The sequence below is a fragment of the Stenotrophomonas sp. YJH_SMC_73 genome, assembly GCF_059370155.1.
In genome coordinates this window covers 125,993-142,355 of sequence record NZ_JCAFTJ010000012.1, presented here as the reverse complement: position 1 = coordinate 142,355, position 16,363 = coordinate 125,993, and the positions used below count along the sequence as shown (strand labels likewise).

Genomic DNA, 16,363 nt, shown 5'->3' with positions numbered 1-16,363 from the left:
CATACGTTAATCTTGCGTCATGAGCGATTCACTGTTGCCCCGTGCCGACGATGTCCTGGCTGCCGCTGCGCGGATCGCGCCGCACGCCAGCGTGACCCCGGTGCTGCGCTCGCGCACGCTTGATGCGCTGGCCGGCGCGCAGCTGGCGTTCAAGGCCGAGCACCTGCAGCGCGGCGGCGCATTCAAGTTCCGCGGGGCCTGCAACGCGGTGTGGTCGCTGGATGCCGATCGCGCCCGTGCCGGCGTGGTCACCCATTCGTCCGGCAACCACGGCGCTGCCCTGGCCCTGGCCGCGCGCACCCGTGGCATTCCCTGCCACGTGGTGGTGCCCGAAGGTGCGGTGGCGGCCAAGCTGGCCAACATCGCCCGCCACGGTGCCACGCTCTGGCGCTGCCCGCCGACCATCGCCGACCGCGAGGCCGCCTGCGCCAAAGTACAGGCTGATACCGGCGCGACCCTGGTCCATCCCTATGCGGACCCGGCGGTGATGGCCGGGCAGGGCACCGCGGCCCTGGAGCTGCTGCACAGCGACGGTCCGTTCGACGTGCTGGTAGTCCCAGTCGGAGGGGGCGGCTTGGCCAGCGGTACCGCCCGGGCCCTGCAGTTCGCCAGTCCCCAGACCCGGCTGGTGCTGGCCGAACCGGCCGGTGCCGACGACACCGCGCGCTCGCTGGCCGCAGGCGAGCGCCAAGGCGCGTTCACCCCTGACACCATCTGCGACGGCCTGCGTACCCTGATCGGCGCCCCCAACTTCGCGCTGCTGCGCGCGGCCGGCGTCGAGGTGATCGTGGTCGACGACGCCGCCACCATGGCCGCGATGCGCCTGCTGTGGGAGGTGCTCAAGCAGGTGGTCGAGCCGTCCTCGGCCACCGTGCTGGCCGCGGTGCTGGCACAGCCGCAGCGGTTCGCCGGCCTGCGGGTGGGCCTGGTGCTGTCCGGTGGCAATGTCGACCTGCCCGCGCTGCGTTGGGGGGCGCCTTGAGCCGCGACGGGCACCGGCCCCGCACCGGCCTGCTGGGCTGGCTGTGGCGGCTGTTCGTGCTGCTGGTGGTCTGGCTGCTGGGCGTGACCGCCTGGATCGTCTGGGTGGGGGAGCGCGACCAGGCAGCCAAGGCCGACGCCATCATCGTGCTCGGTGCGGCGGCCTATGACGCCAAGCCGTCGCCGGTCTTTGAAGAACGCATCCGTCATGGCCTGGATCTCTATGAAGCCCAGTACGCGCCACTGCTGATCTTCACCGGCGGCTACGGTGGCACCGGCGCGCGCTTTTCCGAATCGCAGGTGGCGCGGCGCTATGCGCTCAAGCATGGCGTGCCGGACGATGCGATCCTGATCGAGACCGCCTCGCGCAACACCGTGCAGAACCTGGTCGAGGCCAAGCGGCTGATGGACCAGCGCGACCTGCACCGGGTGATCATCGTAAGCGACCCGTTGCACATGGCGCGCGCGCTGCGCCTGAGCAAGGCGCTGGGCATCGATGCGCTGGCCTCGTCCACGCCCAGCACGCGCTTCCGCAGCTTCCACACCAGCTGGCGCTTCCTGGTGCAGGAAATCTATTTCTTCCACCGCGACCTGGTGCGGCCGCCGCTGAGTTCGCCGGCCAACACCTGAGGCGGAAACCTGATTTGGGCAGACGCCCATCGTGGAATCGTGAGGTTGCCGGCCAGCGGTCGGCACTACCAGCCGGTCAGGTCTGCCTGCGCCGGATCGGGATCGCCGACACCGCCCGGATTGGGTGGGTGCCGACCAAGGTCGGCACCCACCCGGGCGATTCGCGCACGGTGTGGCATACGGTAGTGCCGGCCGCTGGCCGGCAGAGGTCCACCGTGGAATCGTGAGGTGCCGGCCAGCGGCCGGCACGACCGGGCGATCAGGTCTGCTTGCGCCGGATCGGGATGGCCGACACCGGCACCGAGGCCACGTCATGCCCGCCTTCGCGGATCGGTGCGCCCGGGTCCGGTGCCCAGGCGTGGGCGTAGATTACTTCCCAGCTGCTGGGCAGCTTGCCGTCGGCGCGTCGCATCGGTTCATACGCCGCTGCCGCCGCGGCGAAGCGGCCACGCCCGGTCAGCGTGTGGCGGCGGTCCACCCGCGCATTGGTCGCGCCCATCGCGCGCAGCTCCCGCATCAACGAGGGCAGGTCGTCGTAGGTCAGGGTGAACAGGTCGCGGTCCAGCACCGGGTCGCGGAAACCGGCCATCATCAGCGCATCGCCGAACTGGGCGATCTGCGCGAAGCGGCTCACGTGCGGGCGGTCATCGGCGGCCGCGAACGCTTCGTTGAGTTCGACCAGCGTGTCCGGGCCGAAGGTGGAGCACAGCAGCAGGCCGCCGGGCTTGAGCACGCGGCGGAAGCCGGCAAACACCGCCGGCAGGTCGTCCACCCACTGCAGGCACAGGTTGCTGAAGATCACGTCCACGCTGTTGTCGGCCAGCGGCAGCGCGGCGGCGTCGCCGCACAGGCGCTGGAACGGCTTCCACCAGCCGGCCTGGCGCTTGGCCTGGTCCAGCATCGGCAGCGCCACGTCCAGCGCGATCACCTGCGCCTTCGGCCAGCGCTTCTTCATCAGCGCACTGGCGTGGCCGGTACCCGCGCCGATGTCCAGCACTACCTCGGGCTTGCGTGCCTCCAGGTAGTCCAGCGATTCCACCAGCCGCGCCTGCACCTCGCGCTGCAGGGCGGCGGCGGCGTCGTAGCTGTTGGCGGCGCGGGCGAACGCGCGGCGGACATGGCGGGCATCGAAGTGGGACGGCATTGCGAAAGTCTCTTAGAACGTACCGGGGTAGGCGCCGCCGTCGATCAGCAGGTTCTGCCCGGTGAGGTAACCGGCCTGTGCGCTGCACAGGAAGGCGCAGGCCGCGCCGAATTCATCCGCCGTGCCGAAGCGGCCGGCCGGGATCTGCTGGCGGCGGCGTTCGGCCACTTCGGCAGCATTGCCGTCCTTGCCCGCACTGTGGGCGAAGTTGGCGCGCAGGCGGTCGGTGTCGAACTGGCCGGGCAGCAGGTTGTTGATGGTGACATTGTGTGCCACGGTGCGGCGCGACAGCCCGGCGACGAAGCCGGTCAGGCCGCTGCGCGCGCCGTTGGACAGCGCCAGGATGTCGATCGGGGCCTTCACCGCCGAGGACGTGATGTTGACGATGCGGCCGAAGCCACGCGCGATCATCGCGTCCACGGTGGCGCGGATCAGCGCGATCGGCGCCAGCATGTTGGCGTCCAGTGCGGCGATCCAGTCGTCGCGCTCGAAACTGCGGAAGTCGCCCGGTGGCGGGCCACCGGCATTGGTGACCAGGATGTCCACCTGCGGGCACGCGGCGAGCGCTGCGGAGCGACCGGCCTCGGTGGTCACGTCGGCGGCGACCACGCGGACTTCGGCGGCGCCGGGCAGGGCGCGCAGCGCTTCGGCGGCGGCCTGCAGCGCAGCCTCACCACGGGCCACGATCACTACGTTGACGCCCTCGCGCACCAGCGCACGCGCGCAGCCCAGGCCCAGCCCCTTGCTTGCGCCGCAGACCAGTGCCCAGCGGCCGTTGATACCCAGATCCATGCATCAATCCTGCGGAATGAGGAAGGCGCTCATTGTCCGCCATCGGCCGGTGACAGGCCGGCAACGAAGTGTTGCAGGGCGGCGGCCGCCTCGTCGGCATGGCCGAGGAAGGGCGCATGGCCGCCGTGGGCGATGGTCAGCGCCTGCGCACCGGGGGCCAGTGCCGCGGCGGCCTGCATTGCCGCCGGAGACACCAGCCGGTCACGCTGGCCGGCGATCCACAGGCTGGGCTTGGCCAGCGTCGGCAGTGCGCCACGCAGGTCGGTGCTTTCCAGCAGGCGCAGGCCTTCCAGCAGGGCGCGTTCGGTGGGTGCACCGCGCTCGACCAGGCGCTGGCGTAGCGTGCGCAGCTCCTCGCGGGCGTGTGCCGAGCCCATGACATCCAGCGCCAGGAAGCGTTCCAGGGTGCCACCGAAGTCGGTGGCCAGCTCGCGCCCGAACTGCTCGAACACCGCCGGCTCCACCGCATGCGGCCAGTCTTCGCTACGCACGAAGCGCGGCGTGGCCGCGATCATCGCCAGCCCGCGCACCTTCGGCAGTGTCGCGGCGGCGTGCAGCGCGAACAGGCCGCCCAGCGACCAGCCGCACCACACCGCAGGCGGCGTGGCCGCGGCAATGGCATTGACCACGAACGGCAGGCGCAGCGGCGTGGTGTCCTCGCGGCTGTGGCCATGGCCCGGCAGATCAACCAGATGCAGGGTGAAGTGATCGGCCAGGCGTTGCACCAACGGCGCGAACACGCCGCCCTGCAGGGCCCAGCCATGGATCAGTACCAGGTCCGGCCCCTGGCCGGTGACGTCGATATGCATGGGGAAACGGCAACAGGCTCAGGCAAAGACAGGCAGCGGCGGTGGCGCGGCCTCACGCGCGGCCAGGTCGACGCGATCGCGCGCGCTGGCAATGGCTTCGACCAGGCCACGCACCTGCTCGGGGGTGTGCAGCGCGGACAGCGTGACGCGCAGGCGCGCCTTGCCTTCGGGAACCGTGGGCGGGCGGATCGCGCCGACCAGCCAACCGGCCTGTTCCAACGCCTGGGACATCGCCACGGCGCGATGGTCATCGCCACACAGCAGCGGCTGGATCGGCGTTTCCGAGGCCATCAGGTCCAGGCCATGGCGGCGGGCTTCGCCGCGGAACAGCGCGATCAGATCGGTCAGTTTCGAGCGCCGCCAGTTGTCACGGCGCGCCAGGCGCACCGCTTCCAGTGCTGCTGCGGCCAGCGCCGGCGGCATCGCAGTGGTGTAGATGTACGGGCGTGCAGTTTCGGCCAGGTGCTCGACCAGGTCGTCGCGGCCCAGCACCAGCGCGCCGGAACCGCCCAGTGCCTTGCCCAGCGTGACCAGCTGCAGCGGCACATCGTCCACGCCCAGCCCGGCGGCGGCCACGGCACCACGGCCATCACCGACCACGCCCACGCCGTGCGCATCGTCCACATAGAACAGCGCCTGCTGCAGGCGTGCCACCAGCGACAATGCACGCAGCGGTGCGATGTCGCCATCCATGCTGAACACACCGTCGGTGGCCAGCATCGCCGCGCCATCGGGCGCGTGCTTGAGCTGGCGCATCGCGCCTTCGGCGTCGAGGTGCGGATAACGGCGCAGGCGCGCACCCGCCAGCCGCGTCGCATCGAGCAGGCTGGCGTGGTTGAGCTTGTCCTGCACGCACACATCGTTCTCTTCGCTCAGCAGCGCCTGCTGCACGGCCAGGTTGGCGGCGAAGCCACTGCCGAACAGCAGCGCGCGCGGGTAGCCCAGCCACTCCGCCACTTCGCGCTCCAGCGCGTCATGCAGGGCGTGGTGGCCGCAGACCAGATGCGAGGCGCCCGCGCCGGAGCCTTCGCGTGCGGCCGCATCTTGCAATGCGTTGACCACGCTGAACTGCTGGGCCAGGCCCAGGTAATCGTTGCTGCAGAAGCCGGTCAGCCACTGGCCGTCCACCTCCAGGCGGACGCCATCACGACGGCTGACCGTGCGCCGCGTGCGGCGACGGCCTTGGGCATCGCGCAGGGCGCGTTGGGCGTGGAGGCGGGCGGTCAGGTCGGGGCGGGCCATGGCGGCTGAATGCGGCGACGGGGCGGCTAGGGTAGCGCGTTGCCGCGGCGCCTGCTTGCGGCCCGTCTCAGGCCGCGTGAGCGCAGCCACAGGCGGGCGCATCGGCGCTGATATCAGCGTGCACGGTGCCGCCGTGGTCGTGGCCCTCGGCATCCACCTGCACCGCCATCGGCTGCAACCCCAGCCGCGCGAACAGGGCCAGGTCGCGCTCGCTCTCCGGGTTGCCGGTGGTCAGCAGCTTGTCGCCGTAGAAGATCGAGTTGGCACCGGCCACGAAGCACAGCGCCTGCAGTTCGTCGCTCATCGCCTCGCGACCGGCCGACAGCCGCACCATCGAACGCGGCATGGCGATGCGTGCCACCGCGATCATGCGCACGAACTCGAACGGATCCAGCTCGGCGCTGCCATGCAGCGGCGTGCCCGCCACCTGCACCAGCTTGTTGATCGGCACCGAATCGGGATGCGCCGGCAGCGTGGCCAGCGCCAGCAGCAGGCCCACGCGCTGCGCGCGCGTCTCGCCCATGCCGACAATGCCGCCGCAGCAGGTTTTCAGACCGGCATCGCGCACGTGCGCCAGCGTGTCCAGGCGGTCCTGGTACTGGCGCGTGTGGATGATCGAATCGTAGTAGTCCGGCGCGGTGTCGAGGTTGTGGTTGTAGTAGTCCAGGCCCGCATCCTTCAGCGCACGCGCCTGCTCGCCACTGAGCATGCCCAGCGTGGCGCAGGTTTCCAGGCCCAGCGCCTTCACCCCGGCGATCATCGCCGCCACCTTCGGGATGTCGCGGTCCTTCGGCGATCGCCACGCGGCACCCATGCAGAAGCGCGATGCGCCGGCAGCCTTGGCCTGGCGTGCCTTGGCCAGCACCGCGTCGGTGTCCATCAGCTTCTGCGCGTTCACCCCGGTGCTGTAGCGCTGTGCCTGCGGGCAGTACGCGCAGTCTTCCGGGCAGCCGCCGGTCTTCACCGACAACAGCGTGGACACCTGCACCTGCGCTGGGTCGAAGTGCTCGCGATGGACTGCGGCGGCGCGGAACAGCAGCTCGGGGAACGGCAGATCGAACAGCGCCTGCAGTTCGTCGTGTTGCCAGTCGTGGCGGATGGCAGCAGCCATGGCGGGACCTTGGGTACGAGTGGAGCGAAGGCGGCAGTGTGGGTGGGTTGGTGAGCCCTGTCAACTTGGCTGTTTCTCATCTGGTTTACATTGGTTGACCGCCATGAATGGGCGCTACGGTGTAAGTTCATCGCTGCATACGGACGCGCGAGCACGTGCCATGAACAGCTACCAGTCCTACCCGATCCGCCGCGACGCGGTGCTGTGCAGCCTTGCCGAGCTGCCCGACGGCGGCCTGCGCGTGGTGCTGGATGATCTGCGCCAGTCCGACACGCCAGGGCAGTGGAAGAACCACGTCTTCGTGACCTTCAAGGACTACCCGGCAGGGCAGCTCGATCCGGCGACGTTGCCCAAGGAGGAGCTCGAGGCTTTCGGACACTATGTGCTGGTTCGCCTGTTGGCCATCAATGGCTGCCTGCGCGATACGGACGAGCGCTCCGACAACGATGCCCATCTCACTGACCTGGCGCGGCAGAACATCGCCGCGCTGACCAGCGAGGACATCGCCTCGATCGATGAGCAGCTGTTCTCCCTCTGCGACGGGCAGTTCCGAAAGATCGCCTACATTGTGGGCATGGTCATGTCGCTGCAGCCGAAGTGCCGATCGGGAATTCCCGATGTGTTCTATGCAGGGCGTGTACGCATGCTGGTGGAACGGGGCATGTTGCAGGCACAGGGCGACCTCACGCGGATGGGCTGTTGCGAAGTGCGCGTCCGGCAGTAGGCTTGCGCCCACCAGGACCTGGCTGGAACTGTGCTTACATCTACCTGCTGGAAGGACACATGCTGAAGTCCATCCAGAAGATGGCGGCAGCTGAGGCAATGAAAGAAGGATGCGCATGGAACCGGACACGATGCCGCAGGGCGGAAAGCTGCTGATACTCGATCTGGATGAGACGCTGGTGCATGCCAGCGAGCGTGAACTGGAGCGACCCGCAGATTTCCGCCTCGTCGGCTACCACGTCTACCTGCGGCCCCAGCCCAACGTGCGTGCGGTGGAGAAGCGCCGGTGGCGGGAGCGCCTGCAGGCATAGGTAGCTGCACAGGGCAGGTGCTATCGGCGAGCACCCGCACTCGCGCGTTTCACCGCATCCTGCAAGGCCTGCAGCCACAATAACCGCTGCCCAACGCAAGCGCTGGCGCGCAGACTGTGCCCCATGACCGATCTCCATCGCCTCCGCGGCCGCATCACCGCGCTGGTTCTCAGCGAGGCCTGGCGCCGCCGCGCCGCGCTCTGGGGCGGCGCTGTGGCCGTAGCGCTGGTGGCCATCCTGTTCGCCAAGGCCAGCGACGCGGCCTTCCATCTGTTCCAGCGCATCACCGCGCACTCGCCGTGGTGGGCCCTGCTGCTCACGCCGGGCATCTTCGCGCTGCTGGCCTGGTTGACCAGTGGCGTGCTGAAGCCCACGCGGGGCAGCGGCATTCCGCAGGTCATCGCTGCGTTGGACAAGCCCGATGAGCCATTCCGGAAGACCAATCTTTCGCCTGCGGTCTCAGCCGGCAAGCTGCTGCTGACCTCGTTGTCGCTGCTCGGCGGCGCGTCCGTCGGACGCGAAGGTCCCACGGTGCATGTGGGTGCCAGCCTGATGTACCTGTTCGGCCGCTGGTTCGGCTTCAAGGATCCTCGCGAGCTCTCGCACTTCCTGCTGGCCGGCGGTGCAGCGGGCATTGCCGCGGCGTTCAACACGCCGCTGGCCGGCATCGTATTCGCCATCGAGGAGCTCAGCGGCCGTTTCGAGCATCGCTTCTCCGGCACCCTGCTGACGGCGGTGATCGTCGGTGGCGTGGTGTCGCTGGGCCTGCTCGGCAACTACACCTACTTCGGCCATGTGAGCGCGCGGTTGCCGCTGGGGCAGGGCTGGCTGGCGATCCTGCTGTGCGGCGTGGTGGCCGGGTTGCTGGGCGGCCTGTTCGCGCGCGCGGTGCTGGCCAGTGCGGCGGGCCGCCCGCGTTGGCTGGGCCAGCTGCGCCAGCGGCATCCGGTGCTGCTGGCCGCAGGCTGCGGCCTGGCGGTGGTGGCACTGGCTTTGACGTTCGGCGACGGCGCGTTCGGCACCGGCTACGAACAGGCGCGCAGCCTGGTGCAGGGGCAGGCGTTGGTCGGCCACGAGTTCGGGTTGATGAAGCTGCTGGCCAACCTGGCATCGTACGTGGCCGGCATACCCGGCGGCCTGTTCTCGCCCGCGTTGGCGGTCGGCGCGGGGCTGGGCCACAACCTGGCGGTGCTGATGCCGGGCGTGGATCCGCGCGCGTTCGTGCTGCTGGGCATGTGCGCCTACCTGACCGGCGTCACCCAGGCACCGCTGACCTCGGCGGTGATCTCGCTGGAGCTGACCGACAGCGGCGATCTGCTCCTGCCGATCCTGGCCACGGTGCTGATCGCGCGGGGCGTGTCCGGTCTGGTATGCCGGGTGCCGATCTATCGTGGGTTGGCGGAGGTGTTGACGGCGTCGGCCGTTGCATCAACCGGGCCTGGGCAGGGCGGACGCCTTTCCTGATCGGCAGCACCCTCTGCAGTTGCGGGCAGTCCCGACACTGCGATCGGTGCTTCGCCGATGGCCGCACATGGGCAGCGCGATGAAGCATGGGCAATGCGTATTGATCTCCTGCATTCGGCAACCCGTGTCTCCCGCGCACTGCTGGGTGTCCTGCTGCCACTGCGCTGCCTGGTCTGCGGCGATCCGGGCCATGATGATCTCGATCTGTGCCGCGCCTGCCTCGCCGGACTGCCCTGGGCCGGTCGCGCCTGCCTGCGGTGTGCACTGCCGTTGCCGGATGAGGGCCTGATCGTCTGCGGCAGCTGCCGCGAGGAAGCACCACCGCAGACGGCCACCCACGCCAGCCTGCTGTACCTGCCGCCGGTGGACCAGCTGCTGCTGCGCTACAAGTTCCATCAGGACCTGGCGGCCGGTCGCCTGCTGGCGCAGTTGATGCAGCGCGCACCACCGCCCTGGTCCTGCCCGCCGCTGGTGCCGGTGCCGCTGCACCGCCGGCGCCTGCGCCAGCGCGGCTACAACCAGGCTGCCGAGCTCTGCCGGCTGCTGCCGTTGCCGGTCTGGCAGGGGCTGTACCGGCGGCGGCACACCGCACCTCAGTCCGAACGCACGGCCGAACAGCGCAGGGAAAACCTGTTCGATGCGTTCGATGTCCACGGGCCGGTGCCCACGCATCTGACCGTGGTCGACGACGTGATGACCACCGGCAGCACGGTGATGGAAATCGCCGAAACCCTGCGCTGCGTGGGCGCCAGAGAGGTGCGGGTATGGGTGTGCGCGCGGGTGCCGTGATCGCTCCCTTCATCGCCACGGGCTAGGATGAACCCGGTTCCGGATCGAAGGAGTGACCATGAATTCCCCCTTGTCTCCCTTGTTGTCAGCGGTTGGCCGCAGCTGGTGGATCCTGCTGCTGTATGGCCTGGTCGCGCTCGGCTTCGGCATCATCGCCATCGGTTGGCCGCTGTCCGCAGCCATGGCATTGGCCTGGACGCTGGGCGTGATGGCCATCATCGAAGGGGTCATCAGCCTGTTCGCACTGATCAGTGGTGGCAGCGGCGCCTCGCGCGGCTGGCTGGCGCTGTATGCCATCGCTTCGCTGGGCTTCGGCATCCTGGCGGTGATCAACCCGCTGGCCACCGCCAGCGTGCTGGTGCTGTTCCTGGCGGCGTGGCTGCTGGTAGCCGGCATCTATCGCATCGTCTTCGCGATCCGCGTGCGCAAGCAGATCCAGGGCGAGTGGCTGCTGATCCTCAGTGGCGTGCTGGCGGTGGTGCTGGGGCTGCTGTTCGCGGCCAATCCATACGCAGGCGTGGCGGTGACCACGCTGTGGATCGGCATTGGCAGCCTGCTGTACGGGCTGCTGCAGGTGCTGGTGGCGTTCAAGCTGCGGAAGCTGAAATGAGGGGCGCGCGTCCGCTCCTGCTGGGCGCGGCGCTGGTGCTGGCCGGATGCATGCCGGGTGCCACGCCCGGTGCGCTGGCAGGCAAGGATCATGCGCCGCGCGCCGGCGTGGACGTGCGCCTGAGCGCGGTCGATGCGGCTGGCAACGGCACTCCGGCGCACTGGCAAGGTGAAACCCTGGCCCTGCGCGAGCCGCCGATTGCCGGCAGTGCGGACATCGCCGATGTGCGCTACGTGCTGGACGATGCCAAGCAGCCAGGCCTGCAGATCCGCTATCGGCCAGAAGCGCATCAGCGCATCCACGATGGCACCTCGGCCCTGGTGGGCCAGCGCGCGGCGATCAGCGTGGACGGCCGCGTGCTGATGGTGGCGACGGTGAAAGGCCCCTTCGGGGAATCGATGATGCTGAGCGGGCTGCCGAGCATTGCCGAGGCGCAGGCGCTGGCCAGGCACATCACCGGTCAGTGACGGGCGCGCCAACACCACCGCGCTACGCGCGGAGGTCGACCAAGGTCGACCGCTACCGTGCGAACCTTGCCTCGATCTCCTCCAGTGACTTGCCCTTGGTCTCCGGCAGCCAGAACGCGGCTACCAGGAAGAACACGAACGTGCACGCCGCCCAGAACAGGAACATGCTGGCGTAGCCGTAGTGGCCCACCGTGGGCAGGAAGATCGCCGCGATGGTGGTCGACACGAACTGGTTGATCAGCAGGGCGATGCTCATGCCGTTGGAGCGGATGCGATTGGGCATCAGTTCCGACAGTGCCAGCCACACGCAGACGCCGGGGCCGACCGCGAAGAACGCGACGAATACCAGGATGCAGGCGGCTACCGCCCAGCCATGCGCCGGCGGCGGCACCGGGCCGATGCGGGCCTGCTCGATGCGCAGCGGTGCCTGTGCGGCCTTGGCCGGGTCGGCGAACGGGTTCAGATGCAGCTTGCGGAAGAACGCGCCGATCACACTGTCCGGCTGCACGGTCCCGGCACGCTCGATGCGCAGCTCGCGGTCGGTCAGGCTGTCGCTGCGCAGGGCGCGCACATTGGTGAAGTCACCGTAGGCGTACGACACGGTCAGCTGCATCGGCCGGCCTTCGCTGTTTATGCCACCGCCCAGGCGCTGCCACTGTGCGTCGTCCAGCACCAGCCGCAGGCCGTCGCCGCTGACCGCCGCCTGCAGTTGCGGCTGCACGTCGGCGCGGCCACGCTCGGCCTGGAAGAACAGCGTGGCGGCAGCCAGCAGGGCCACGCAGATGCCGCCGCTGCCGAGCATCAGCAGGAACTTGCGGCCCTTGCGGTCGACCAGTAGCAGCGCGACCACGGTCATCACCGCGTTGAGCAGCTTGATCGCCACGTCGGCGCCGTTGGCCACCGAGCCGGACAGGCCGGCCTGGTTGAGGATGTTCACCGCGTAGGCCAGCACCGAATTGATGCCGGTGGCCTGGGTGCAGGCCAGCACCACGCAGGCCAGCACGAACGGCACCACGTAGCGTCGGCTGAGTAGTGGGTCGCGCTTGCCGTCGCTGCTGCTCGATTCCGGCGCCTGGATCTGTGCGAGGGTGGGTTCCACGTCGGCAGCAGGCAGCACCCGCTGCAGGCTGCGGCGGGCATCATCGACGCGGCCGCGGCGCACCAGCCAGCGCGGCGATTCGGACAGCCAGAAGATGCCGGCACAGAACAGCAGGCCGGGCGCCAGACAACTCCAGAAGATGGTGCGCCACGCATGATCCTTCACCGTGAACAGTTCCTGCGCCTGCTGCGCCGGTGGCAGCGAGCGCACGGCTTCGGCGGCGGCATCCACCGCATGTGCGTGGTACAGCCCGATCAGTGCCGCCAACACCAGGCCGATGGTCAGCAGCAGCTGGAACATCGCCGCACCGCGTCCACGCCGTTCGGGGCTGAGCACTTCGGCCAGGTACAGCGGAATCACCACGCCGATCAGGCCGCCACTGATGCCCTGCAGCAGCCGCCCGAGCAGCAGCGGCGTGTAGCCCGAGGCCAGCGCCATGATCGGAATCGACGCGGTGAACAGCAGGCCGGCCAGCAGCATCGCACCGCGGCGACCGATCAGGTCGGCGACCATGCCGGCGAACAGCGAGGACAGCACGCTGCCCAGCAGTACCGCCGCCACCACGAAGCCGAGTTGCTGGCTGCTGAGCTGCCAGGCGTGGCTGGCCGTTGCCTCCAGGTAGGGCAGGGCACCGGCGATGATGCCGATGTCGATGCCGTACAGCAGGCCGCCGAGGCCGCCGATGAAGAGCAGGTAGCGTACGGGCCAGCGCGGGGCGGTGCTTGCAGTCATCGGCAGTTCCTGTGGTAGCGCCGGGCCAGGCCCGGCGGCGGTTCGTCGCAGAGTGCATTCTGTAGAGCCGAGCCATGCTCGGCTGCTTTCCGTTCCGATATCGAGGTTCCCCATGCCGCGCTTCGCGCGGTGAGCCGAGCATGGCTCGGCTCTACAGGGAGCCCGCGCGGCATCCGGGCCGCATCGCTTGCGTCAGGTCAGATCGACCACGCGCCCACCAATGACCACCTGCTGCAGGCGCAGTTCGGCGTCCAGCACCACCAGGTCGGCGCGGGCGTCGGGCGCGATGCGGCCGCGATCGCCCAGGCCCAGATAGTCGGCCGGGAAGGTGGAAACCCGCTGCGAGGCGTCGGCCAGGTCCAGGCCGACGCGCACCAGGTTGCGCAGCGCCTGGTCCATGGTCAGTGCGCTGCCGGCCAGCGAACCCGTCGCCAGGCGCACGCAGCCGCCGCACTTGTGCACGCGCTGCTCGCCCAGCGCGTACTCGCCGTCGGGCATGCCGGTGGCGGCAGTCGCGTCGGTCACCGCGTACAGGCGCGGGATCGCGCGCGCGGCCAGCCGGATAACGCCGGGGTGGATGTGCTGCAGGTCGGGGATGATCTCGGCGTACTGCGCATGCGCCAGGGCCGCCGCCGCAATGCCCGGGCGATAGTGGTCAACGCCGGTCATGCCGTTGAACAGATGGGTGAAACCGGAGGCACCGGCCTGCAGCGCCGCCACGCCCTCCTCGTAGGTGCCGGCGCTGTGGCCCAGCTGCACGCGGATGCCCATCGCCGAAAGCGCGGGTATCAACGCGGTGTGCTCGCCGATCTCCGGCGCCAGCGTCATCACCCGGATCGGCGCCAGCGCGTGCAGCTGCTGCACCAGTGCCACCGTCGCCTCGATCGTGCGATTGGGCTGTGCGCCCAGCCGCTGCGGGCTGATGAACGGTCCTTCCAGATGCACGCCGACGATGCTGGCGGCGTCGGTATCAGGCGCCGCCATTGCCGCAGCGACGCCGTGCAGCGCGTGCTCGATCTCGTCCAGCCCGGCGGTCATGGTGGTCGCCAGCAGCGTGGTGGTGCCGAAGCGCAGATGGGTGCGGGCGATGGTGCGTGCCACGTCGCCGCCCTGCATCAGGTCCACGCCGGCCGCGCCATGCACGTGCAGGTCGACGAAGCCGGGCAGGATCACCGGCAGCTGCAGGTCGTCGGCGCCGCTGTGGTCGTCCACCTGCAGCTGGCGCACGCGTGAATCGAAGTGGACGTGCCCCCGCCGCCAGCCCAGCGGGGTGAGGATGCGGCCATGCAGGGTGCGGGTCTCGGTCATGCGGTGGGCTCGGCGATGATCACTTCGATGCCCAGCCGCTGCAGCCCTTCGCGGGTTGCATCGTCGATGCCGGCGTCGGTGATGATGGCGTGGATCTGGTCCAGCAGGGCGATGCGGTGCAGGCTGACGCGGCCGAACTTGGAGGCATCGGTCAGCACCACGATGCGGCGCGCACGCTCGACCATGCGGTGGTTGAGGCGGGCTTCGGCCTCGTCGTGGGTAGTCAGGCCGAACTGCAGGTCCAGGCCGTCCACGCCCAGGAACAGGGTGTCGAAGCTGTACGAGTTGAGGCTGGCTTCGGCCTGGCTGCCCTGCAGCGACAGCGACTGCTGGCGCAGCAGGCCACCGGTCAGCAGCACGGTGATGCCCGCGGCATTGGCCAGTTCCCAGGCGATGTTCACGCCGTTGGTCATCACCGTCACGTCGCGATGCGCGCGCAGGTGGCGGGCCAGCGTCATCGTGGTCGAGCCGGAATCGATGATGATGTTGTCGCCCGGCTGCACCAGGCGCGCAGCGCGCGCACCGATCGATTCCTTCAGTGGCAGGTTCAGCGCGTCCTTCTCATGGATGTCCTGTTCCTGCGGCGGCGTGCGCACCAGGGTCGCGCCGCCGTGGGTGCGGTTGGCCAGGCCCTGCGATTCGAAGTGGGTCAAGTCGGCACGGATCGTCACCGCCGACACGCCGAAGCGCTCGACCAGATCGGCCACCTGCACCGAGCCGTGCTCGATCAGCAGCTGCAGGATCTGTTGCCGGCGGGAGCGGGTGTTGCGCATGGCCATTCTCGGTTTTGCGGGAAAAGGTAGAGATTAGCCGTTCGCAGGAACGCCGGCAGCCGAACCTGCGTTCTGCGTGCGGGGTCCGGCCTGGTTGGCGCTGCAGGCACGGGCGTACTCACCCAGGCACAGGCCGATGCGGTGCTGCACCAGCGCGGTGGGGGTGTTGGCCAGGCTGCCTTCGCGCACGGCGCGGTACTGCTCCGGCAGGTACTGGCTGAGCAGCACCAGCGGCGGCGCATGCTGCTCCAGGTTGGCGAACAGGGTCTGCACCGCCTGTACCAGCGCCGGCTCGCCCCAGTAGTAGCGGCAGCGGTCGCTGAAGGAATAACGGCGCAGCAGGCGCAGCGCGGCGGCATCGCCCTGGTAGTAGGACTGCCAGTACTTCGGCTGCGCCACCATCACCTCGTCCAGCACCTGCGGCAGGTGCGAGCACTGTGCGGCCGGCAGCAGTTCGGCCTCGATCGCGGCCAGCGCGAACAGCGCCTCGCGGTAGGCGAAGGTGGCCGCCGGGCCGACCTTGAGGATGGCGAAGTGGTCGCGTACCAGCGCATGCAGGCCGCTTTCGCGCTGGTAGTCGGTGGAATGCGCTTCGAACACGATGCGCGGCTGCCGCTCGAGGAAGTCGGCCAGCGCATGGGCGGCGTCCGGGTTGTACTCATGCACGCTGCTGTGGTCGAAGTCCACGCCCGGCTGCACCACCATCGCGATCACGCGCTGCCACGCATCGCGCAGCTGTGGCGTGTCGAACGCCTGCTGGTGGATGGCCAGGGTCTGCGCGGCGGCAGCCGGCGTGGTCACCTGCAGGCCTTCGGCCAGCGAGGCTTCGCCGCCGGGAATCGGCACCTCGGTACCGATCACGTAGACCGGCGGCGGCAGGCCGTGTTCGGCGGCGGTGCGTTCGGCGATCTCGGCAAGCTCGGCCGAACGCGCAGCGACGATGGCATCGGGCAGCGGCACCGGGTCATCGGCGCAGGACATGCTGCAGTCGAGGTGGATCTTGTGGAAACCGGCGGCGACGTAGGCTTCGATCAGCACGCGCGCGTGGGTCATCGCTTCGGCCGCCGGGCGCTTCTGCCAGGCATTCGGGCCGAGATGGTCGCCGCCCAGGATCAGCCGTTCGCGTGGGAAGCCTTCCTCATCGGCCAGGGTGCCGACGTAATCGCGGTACTGCGGCGGGGTCATGCCGGTGTAGCCGCCGAACTGGTCGACCTGGTTGGAGGTGGCCTCGACCAGCAGCACGGTGCCATGTGCCTGTGCCACGTGCATGGCCGCGCGCAGCACCTGCTCGTTGCTGCAGCAGACGCTGTACAGGCCGACATTGGCACCGGCGCGGTGGGAAGCAAGCAGGGTCTGCAACGGGGACATGGTCAGGCTC

17 protein-coding genes are annotated in these 16,363 nt (G+C 69.3%); 8 read left to right on the top strand and 9 right to left on the bottom strand.

Going from position 1 to position 16,363, the window contains the following annotated elements:
* Window positions 1-19 precede the first annotated feature (19 nt).
* Together AC5P8R_RS18140 and AC5P8R_RS18135 are read left to right on the top strand one after the other, a co-directional pair.
* Entirely contained in the window at window positions 20-982 is a 963-nt protein-coding gene (locus AC5P8R_RS18140) for a pyridoxal-phosphate dependent enzyme (protein WP_014648768.1), read from the top strand.
* The gene (locus tag AC5P8R_RS18135; RefSeq protein WP_049442020.1) at window positions 967-1,611 is read left to right on the top strand and encodes a YdcF family protein; all 645 of its coding nucleotides are present in this window, start codon (window positions 967-969) and stop codon (window positions 1,609-1,611) included. The genes AC5P8R_RS18140 and AC5P8R_RS18135 overlap by 16 nt, the downstream gene beginning before the upstream one ends.
* A 259-nt stretch (window positions 1,612-1,870) precedes the next feature.
* Here AC5P8R_RS18135 and bioC read toward each other — a convergent pair whose 3' ends face one another.
* The 5 genes from bioC to bioB all read right to left on the bottom strand — a co-directional run bounded on the left by bioC (window position 1,871) and on the right by bioB (window position 6,709).
* Window positions 1,871-2,755: a malonyl-ACP O-methyltransferase BioC gene (gene bioC / locus AC5P8R_RS18130; RefSeq protein WP_014648766.1), complete on the bottom strand. Its 885-nt coding sequence runs from the start codon at window positions 2,753-2,755 to the stop codon at window positions 1,871-1,873.
* 12 nt (window positions 2,756-2,767) lie between these two features.
* The gene (locus AC5P8R_RS18125; protein ID WP_014648765.1) at window positions 2,768-3,547 is read right to left on the bottom strand and encodes an SDR family oxidoreductase; all 780 of its coding nucleotides are present in this window, start codon (window positions 3,545-3,547) and stop codon (window positions 2,768-2,770) included.
* A gap of 29 nt (window positions 3,548-3,576) precedes the next feature.
* Window positions 3,577-4,356: a pimeloyl-ACP methyl ester esterase BioH gene (gene bioH / locus AC5P8R_RS18120; RefSeq protein WP_495223698.1), complete on the bottom strand. Its 780-nt coding sequence runs from the start codon at window positions 4,354-4,356 to the stop codon at window positions 3,577-3,579.
* Window positions 4,357-4,374: 18 nt separating this feature from the next.
* Window positions 4,375-5,598 carry an 8-amino-7-oxononanoate synthase gene (bioF, locus tag AC5P8R_RS18115; RefSeq protein ID WP_046433053.1) on the bottom strand — a complete coding sequence of 408 codons (1,224 nt, stop codon included), beginning with the start codon at window positions 5,596-5,598 and terminating at the stop codon, window positions 4,375-4,377.
* Between the two features lie 67 nt (window positions 5,599-5,665).
* Window positions 5,666-6,709, bottom strand: a complete 1,044-nt coding sequence (gene bioB / locus AC5P8R_RS18110; RefSeq protein ID WP_014648762.1) for a biotin synthase BioB — start codon at window positions 6,707-6,709, stop codon at window positions 5,666-5,668.
* Window positions 6,710-6,869: 160 nt separating this feature from the next.
* Between bioB and AC5P8R_RS18105 the strand changes: the two genes are divergently transcribed.
* The 6 genes from AC5P8R_RS18105 to AC5P8R_RS18080 all read left to right on the top strand — a co-directional run bounded on the left by AC5P8R_RS18105 (window position 6,870) and on the right by AC5P8R_RS18080 (window position 11,073).
* Window positions 6,870-7,433, top strand: a complete 564-nt coding sequence (locus AC5P8R_RS18105) for a DUF3658 domain-containing protein (RefSeq protein ID WP_049442015.1) — start codon at window positions 6,870-6,872, stop codon at window positions 7,431-7,433.
* A gap of 115 nt (window positions 7,434-7,548) precedes the next feature.
* Window positions 7,549-7,743 carry an NIF family HAD-type phosphatase gene (locus AC5P8R_RS18100; RefSeq protein ID WP_197651620.1) on the top strand — a complete coding sequence of 65 codons (195 nt, stop codon included), beginning with the start codon at window positions 7,549-7,551 and terminating at the stop codon, window positions 7,741-7,743.
* Between the two features lie 123 nt (window positions 7,744-7,866).
* Window positions 7,867-9,207: a chloride channel protein gene (locus AC5P8R_RS18095; RefSeq protein WP_014648760.1), complete on the top strand. Its 1,341-nt coding sequence runs from the start codon at window positions 7,867-7,869 to the stop codon at window positions 9,205-9,207.
* A 93-nt stretch (window positions 9,208-9,300) separates the two neighbouring features.
* A complete protein-coding gene (locus AC5P8R_RS18090) occupies window positions 9,301-9,996 on the top strand; it encodes a ComF family protein (RefSeq protein ID WP_014648759.1) in 696 nt (231 codons plus the stop codon).
* A gap of 58 nt (window positions 9,997-10,054) precedes the next feature.
* A complete protein-coding gene (locus tag AC5P8R_RS18085; RefSeq protein ID WP_014648758.1) occupies window positions 10,055-10,606 on the top strand; it encodes an HdeD family acid-resistance protein in 552 nt (183 codons plus the stop codon).
* A complete protein-coding gene (locus AC5P8R_RS18080) occupies window positions 10,603-11,073 on the top strand; it encodes a SecDF P1 head subdomain-containing protein (RefSeq protein WP_180834995.1) in 471 nt (156 codons plus the stop codon). The genes AC5P8R_RS18085 and AC5P8R_RS18080 overlap by 4 nt, the downstream gene beginning before the upstream one ends.
* 52 nt (window positions 11,074-11,125) lie before the next feature.
* Here AC5P8R_RS18080 and AC5P8R_RS18075 read toward each other — a convergent pair whose 3' ends face one another.
* From AC5P8R_RS18075 to AC5P8R_RS18060, 4 genes are all read right to left on the bottom strand, one after another.
* On the bottom strand, window positions 11,126-12,904 hold the full coding sequence (locus AC5P8R_RS18075) for an MFS transporter (RefSeq protein ID WP_495223697.1): 1,779 nt from the start codon (window positions 12,902-12,904) through the stop codon (window positions 11,126-11,128).
* 192 nt (window positions 12,905-13,096) lie between these two features.
* Window positions 13,097-14,212: an N-acetylglucosamine-6-phosphate deacetylase gene (gene nagA / locus AC5P8R_RS18070; RefSeq protein ID WP_126411477.1), complete on the bottom strand. Its 1,116-nt coding sequence runs from the start codon at window positions 14,210-14,212 to the stop codon at window positions 13,097-13,099.
* On the bottom strand, window positions 14,209-14,985 hold the full coding sequence (locus AC5P8R_RS18065) for a DeoR family transcriptional regulator (RefSeq protein ID WP_495223696.1): 777 nt from the start codon (window positions 14,983-14,985) through the stop codon (window positions 14,209-14,211). Before AC5P8R_RS18065 ends, nagA begins: the two co-directional genes overlap by 4 nt.
* A gap of 33 nt (window positions 14,986-15,018) precedes the next feature.
* Window positions 15,019-16,353, bottom strand: a complete 1,335-nt coding sequence (locus AC5P8R_RS18060) for a D-tagatose-bisphosphate aldolase, class II, non-catalytic subunit (RefSeq protein WP_014648754.1) — start codon at window positions 16,351-16,353, stop codon at window positions 15,019-15,021.
* Window positions 16,354-16,363: the final 10 nt, after the last annotated feature.

Coding starts and splice junctions, on each gene's coding strand:
- AC5P8R_RS18140 (WP_014648768.1), top strand. CDS start 20: ATGAGCGATTCACTGTTGCCCCGTGCCGACGATGTCCTGGCTGCCGCT.
- bioC (WP_014648766.1), bottom strand. CDS start 2,755: ATGCCGTCCCACTTCGATGCCCGCCATGTCCGCCGCGCGTTCGCCCGC.
- AC5P8R_RS18125 (WP_014648765.1), bottom strand. CDS start 3,547: ATGGATCTGGGTATCAACGGCCGCTGGGCACTGGTCTGCGGCGCAAGC.
- bioH (WP_495223698.1), bottom strand. CDS start 4,356: ATGCATATCGACGTCACCGGCCAGGGGCCGGACCTGGTACTGATCCAT.
- bioF (WP_046433053.1), bottom strand. CDS start 5,598: ATGGCCCGCCCCGACCTGACCGCCCGCCTCCACGCCCAACGCGCCCTG.
- bioB (WP_014648762.1), bottom strand. CDS start 6,709: ATGGCTGCTGCCATCCGCCACGACTGGCAACACGACGAACTGCAGGCG.
- AC5P8R_RS18105 (WP_049442015.1), top strand. CDS start 6,870: ATGAACAGCTACCAGTCCTACCCGATCCGCCGCGACGCGGTGCTGTGC.
- AC5P8R_RS18100 (WP_197651620.1), top strand. CDS start 7,549: ATGGAACCGGACACGATGCCGCAGGGCGGAAAGCTGCTGATACTCGAT.
- AC5P8R_RS18095 (WP_014648760.1), top strand. CDS start 7,867: ATGACCGATCTCCATCGCCTCCGCGGCCGCATCACCGCGCTGGTTCTC.
- AC5P8R_RS18090 (WP_014648759.1), top strand. CDS start 9,301: ATGCGTATTGATCTCCTGCATTCGGCAACCCGTGTCTCCCGCGCACTG.
- AC5P8R_RS18085 (WP_014648758.1), top strand. CDS start 10,055: ATGAATTCCCCCTTGTCTCCCTTGTTGTCAGCGGTTGGCCGCAGCTGG.
- AC5P8R_RS18080 (WP_180834995.1), top strand. CDS start 10,603: ATGAGGGGCGCGCGTCCGCTCCTGCTGGGCGCGGCGCTGGTGCTGGCC.
- AC5P8R_RS18075 (WP_495223697.1), bottom strand. CDS start 12,904: ATGACTGCAAGCACCGCCCCGCGCTGGCCCGTACGCTACCTGCTCTTC.
- nagA (WP_126411477.1), bottom strand. CDS start 14,212: ATGACCGAGACCCGCACCCTGCATGGCCGCATCCTCACCCCGCTGGGC.
- AC5P8R_RS18065 (WP_495223696.1), bottom strand. CDS start 14,985: ATGCGCAACACCCGCTCCCGCCGGCAACAGATCCTGCAGCTGCTGATC.
- AC5P8R_RS18060 (WP_014648754.1), bottom strand. CDS start 16,353: ATGTCCCCGTTGCAGACCCTGCTTGCTTCCCACCGCGCCGGTGCCAAT.